Origin of the sequence: Paracoccus indicus (assembly GCF_003056335.1) — a bacterium.
Taxonomy (GTDB): Bacteria; Pseudomonadota; Alphaproteobacteria; order Rhodobacterales; family Rhodobacteraceae; genus Paracoccus; species Paracoccus indicus.
Genome location: NZ_PYWA01000022.1, coordinates 1 through 4,031, shown reverse-complemented (window position 1 = coordinate 4,031; position 4,031 = coordinate 1). Strand labels below are relative to the sequence as shown.

The following is a 4,031-nucleotide window of genomic DNA, read 5'->3' as shown; positions in this document are numbered from 1 at the left end:
GGGGGACGTGTCGGGGGGGCTGTCTGTGGTGATGTCTGGGGGGACTGTCTCGGGACTGTCATTGGGCAGTTGAACGCGAGTGCGTCCATCGTTTCCGACCGTGCGCGGCCAATGTCTACGCATCGCGCGTTTTTTGACGCTATCGGGTTTGATGCCAAGGCGTTTTGCGGCCTCGGCGTATGTGAGCCATGTCCCTGCCATGCGGCGACATTAACCGTGGACATGGGGCGGGACAATCGGGGATGTGTCCCGCCCCGTCAGGCGTGTAGTCCTCAAATAACGAAACGCCTGACGGGGCACAGCCCGAAGGGCTGTTAGAAGCTGTGCGGGTCTTTGAAACGCGCTGCGACCTGCGGTGAAAGTCCGAATCTGCGGTATGATCCAAGAACTTCAAGCAGGGCAGCACGGTTTTCGGGGTCTGCTTTCCTGATGAGTTCAAGCATTGGGTTGCTCTCAATGTTCTTGAGAAAGTCGGCCAGCATATCGGCAAACCCGCCACCGCAATCAACGGCGTCCAACAACACGGCGTTTGCGTCCTCATATCGGGCCTTATCCGTGTCTGCCGTTGCTTCATCCTTCAGTTCCTGCCGCACTGCGCCTTTCAGCTTCTGCATTGCCATTGTGTCTTCCATCATTAGCCCTCCTTATCGTGCGTCGCGGGTGTAGAGCGTGACAAGGTGCTTGCCATCATGTGCGGTTTCCCACGTCAGCAAGAACGCAACCTCTTTCCCATTGACCGTCGCGCGGAACGGATGCGTTCTATCGGTCGGAAAATGATAATCGAGGATTTCCCCATCGCCGTTGCGGCGAAGATCGGAATCTGAAGTCGCTTCGATCTCATTCAATGCTTGGTTGAAAAGTTCGATAGCGATTTCCGGCGTTTCTTGAACCGTCTCCGCCATGCGCTTTGCGTCGGGGTTCATGGGGCCTTCCCGAAGCGGAAACGAGCGAATTGCGAGTTGATCAGTGCTCACTTGTTCGCCACTTTTCGCGGCTTTCAGGATATAAGGCTCGCCCATAGTGAGCGCTTTCCGCATCTCGGTCGTGAAATGTCGGACCCACTGACGAGATTCAAGTGCTGTGGTTTCCATAGTTATTTTTCCTCTGTGGTTGATTGGTCGGTGATTTCGCCCGTTTCAGGGTCGAATGGCAGAGCCTGCTGTCCTCGTTTTTCGAGGGTTTCGGCCTTGTTTGTCCGCTTGTTCCTGATCTCTGTGACGAAACGAACCCTGTCGCCATTGAAGAAAATGGCCGGATTTATGTAGAACAGCGGCGTTTGTGTGGACGGCGCGATGAACCCTTTTCGGATAAGTTCATCTAAGGCGCGGTAGTATGTGGCAGTCGTCGGGGGCTTGATTCCCGTCTTCTCCATGGCCTCTGTGATCGATTTTTCGGACAGATAGACCTGATCCCCTTCACCGATCCTGATCTTGCCCAATGTCTGAATGAGGATCGTTGTGATCCTCAACGCCGTAGGTGTCAGGTTGAAGAACCTGTCGAGTTCTGCCGTGAAAACTTTGACGAACGGCTCTGAATCGACAGTCGTGATCCTCCTGATCTCAGCCACAGCAATCCGCTCATCTCCCGAGATAAGCGCCGTAGGCGCTTGGGTCTCGAGGACCTCTGAACGCCTACGCACTGGCACCCGAAACCCTGCTTCGTCCGCAAACGGATTCTCGTCATATTTCTTTTTTATTAGAGATATTTTTCTCATCCCTGACCCTCGCCTTGAGAAACCTTCTTCCACCCCTATATAGCCGTTTTCTCAAAAATCAAGTGATTCGTGAGAAAAAAACTGATTCTCAATGAGAAAAACCCTATGATGAATGAGAAACCGGATTCAATGATTACAATGACTTAGATACCTTCTCTATTCTTTCTCTTATTGGGGAATCCGGGGGGCACCCCCGGACCCCCAGTGCCTTCGGCACATCCACAAAGAAGATGAAGGCATGAAAACAGACAGCAGCACTCAACACACTTACCCACCCTCGCCAGCCCCAGCCCGCCGTGAGGCGGTCTGGCGAGCGTGGATAAGTGTTCGGCACCGTTCGAGCAGAACAACCATCCGCAAGGTTGCGTTGATGATGGCGATGAGGGTGAAGACGTCTGTGAGCATTTGGGTCTCCCTGTTTTATGGCTCACAGAGAAGATACGGTTTGGCGTTTTCGGCCCTGCTGGCTAAGCATCCCCGAAGGGCCGAAAGGTTCCAAGGACAAGCGGCGCGGGTCCTGGGCTGGTTTCGAAAGGATCGCAGATCCTTCGCCGGAGCGGACATAACCGAAAAAACCGCAAGGGATTTTCATGGTTATGTCCGAGTAGGTTAGGAAGCCCATTTTTCTGGGCGTCCTAACCTGAAGGAACCATCATGGAGGAAACTAAATCCAACCCCCGCGCGGCCTCTGTTCGCGTGCTGTCGAAAAAGGCGTCGGCGTATAAAGGCCAGCGGGTTCACGACCTGCGGCACGGAAAACAGCCGGATTATGTGAACGGTGATCTTACGCACTTGAACCGAACGCTGATCGAGCCGCCGACCCCCGCCGCAATGACCAAGATATGCGCCGCCCGTCGCAACAGCCGTGAAACTAAACGGGCGATGAAAAGCGGCACCAACATCGCTTTCGTCGGGATCATCACATTCGGGGCAGAAGCCCAAGCGTTATTCCGCGAACTCGATGAAACGGCCCAGGATGCGGCTTATCTGGAAGTCGCGCAGGCCGTCGCGGATCGGCTCAACACAACGCTGGAGGGGCTGGTCGTCCACAATGACGAATCCGCACCCCATGCTCATATGACATTCCCGGCGTATGATCTGGACGGCCAACCCCTGACGAAATCGGTGAAGCGTTCCGCCCTGCTCAAGATCCAGGACGATGTTGCCGAGATCATGGGCCGGCACGCCCCCGGCATCGAGCGCGGTCGGTCGAGGGAAGCCAGGATCAAAGCCGGCGCGAGCGTGGTCGAGACGATCAACAGAAGCGTCCGGGAACTTCACGCTGATCTTCCAGCCGAGATCGAGACGAAAAGGCGTGAGCTGGCCGAAGCGTCGGCCCGTGTCGATGAGATGCGGGGACGTGTTGAAGGTTTAGAGGCCAAGGCAGAACTGACGGACAAGGAGGCCAAGCGTCTCGAGACATACCGTCAGCGCCTGGCTGATCGCATAGAGGCCGAGGAGTCAGCGAAAGCTGAAGCGGAGCGCCTGACCGCCCTTGAGGTTCTTCGCGCAGAAGAGGCCCGCACGATAGCGGCGCAGGCAGAAGAGGACGCACGTCGCATTTCCGAGAAGACGGGGGCCCTCTTGACGGCATCGGCGGCGATGGTGGCTGAACTCAACGCCGGAACGCTCCGACGCACCGAAACGGGGAAGGTTATGGCGCAAAACCCCTCTGCGATGCGTCCAGGTCTCCCAGACCTTAACGCATTTCTACAATCCGGCGCCGATGCTGGTGAGGCGCGGCATCGGGCGGAAGCCGAAGCGCAAAAGAAACGCGAAAAGGCTGACGCTGATCTTCGAACGGCCAAAACGCTCTTGGACGATTTTAAGGCGTATTATCAGGCCATTCGATCCACGATTCCGAAGATTCGGGCGATCCTGACCCAAGATGCTTCAACTGCTGCCGAAAAGAGTAAGGCTAAGACCGACAGGCGTGAGGTCGTGAAAACCGCACCTTTCATCCGCAAAATCGTCAAGGACGCTGAAAAGCGGTTCGAGTCAGCGAGTGCGACCAAGCAATCGGTCCCAGAAACCCCCGACGCCTCCGACGATTTGACGATGTGAGGCGGCTTGTGCGAGTGCGTCTCGCATCGCATCACGGTCGGCCGTTAGATCGGCTACACGCTCGCGAAGAAGGCGCACTTCGGTCTCTGCTGCGATCATGCGTTCTCTCGTATCGTCAGCACCTATGGGGGACGTGTCGGGGGGGCTGTCTGTGGTGATGTCTGGGGGGACTGTCTCGGGACTGTCATTGGGCAGTTGAACGCGAGTGCGTCCATCGTTTCCGACCGTGCGCGGCCAATGTCTACGCATCGCG

At 56.3% G+C, this 4,031-nt stretch carries 4 protein-coding genes; 1 reads left to right on the top strand and 3 read right to left on the bottom strand.

Annotated elements, in window-relative coordinates:
- Window positions 1–314: 314 nt before the first annotated feature.
- From DDE75_RS17060 to DDE75_RS17050, 3 genes are read right to left on the bottom strand one after another with little or no spacing between them, the layout of a single operon-like run.
- Window positions 315–635, bottom strand: coding sequence for a hypothetical protein (locus DDE75_RS17060; RefSeq protein ID WP_108503579.1), 321 nt, complete (start codon window positions 633–635; stop codon window positions 315–317).
- A 9-nt stretch (window positions 636–644) separates the two neighbouring features.
- Window positions 645–1,091 (bottom strand): hypothetical protein, encoded by a 447-nt coding sequence (locus DDE75_RS17055; RefSeq protein WP_108503578.1) that lies wholly within the window; start codon window positions 1,089–1,091, stop codon window positions 645–647.
- Between the two features lie 2 nt (window positions 1,092–1,093).
- Window positions 1,094–1,714: a hypothetical protein gene (locus DDE75_RS17050; protein WP_108503577.1), complete on the bottom strand. Its 621-nt coding sequence runs from the start codon at window positions 1,712–1,714 to the stop codon at window positions 1,094–1,096.
- Window positions 1,715–2,368: 654 nt separating this feature from the next.
- On the opposite strand from DDE75_RS17050, the gene DDE75_RS17045 reads away from it, so the two are divergent.
- Complete coding sequence (locus tag DDE75_RS17045) at window positions 2,369–3,778, top strand: plasmid recombination protein (protein ID WP_108503576.1); 1,410 nt, start codon at window positions 2,369–2,371, stop codon at window positions 3,776–3,778.
- The last annotated feature ends 253 nt before the right edge of the window (window positions 3,779–4,031 follow it).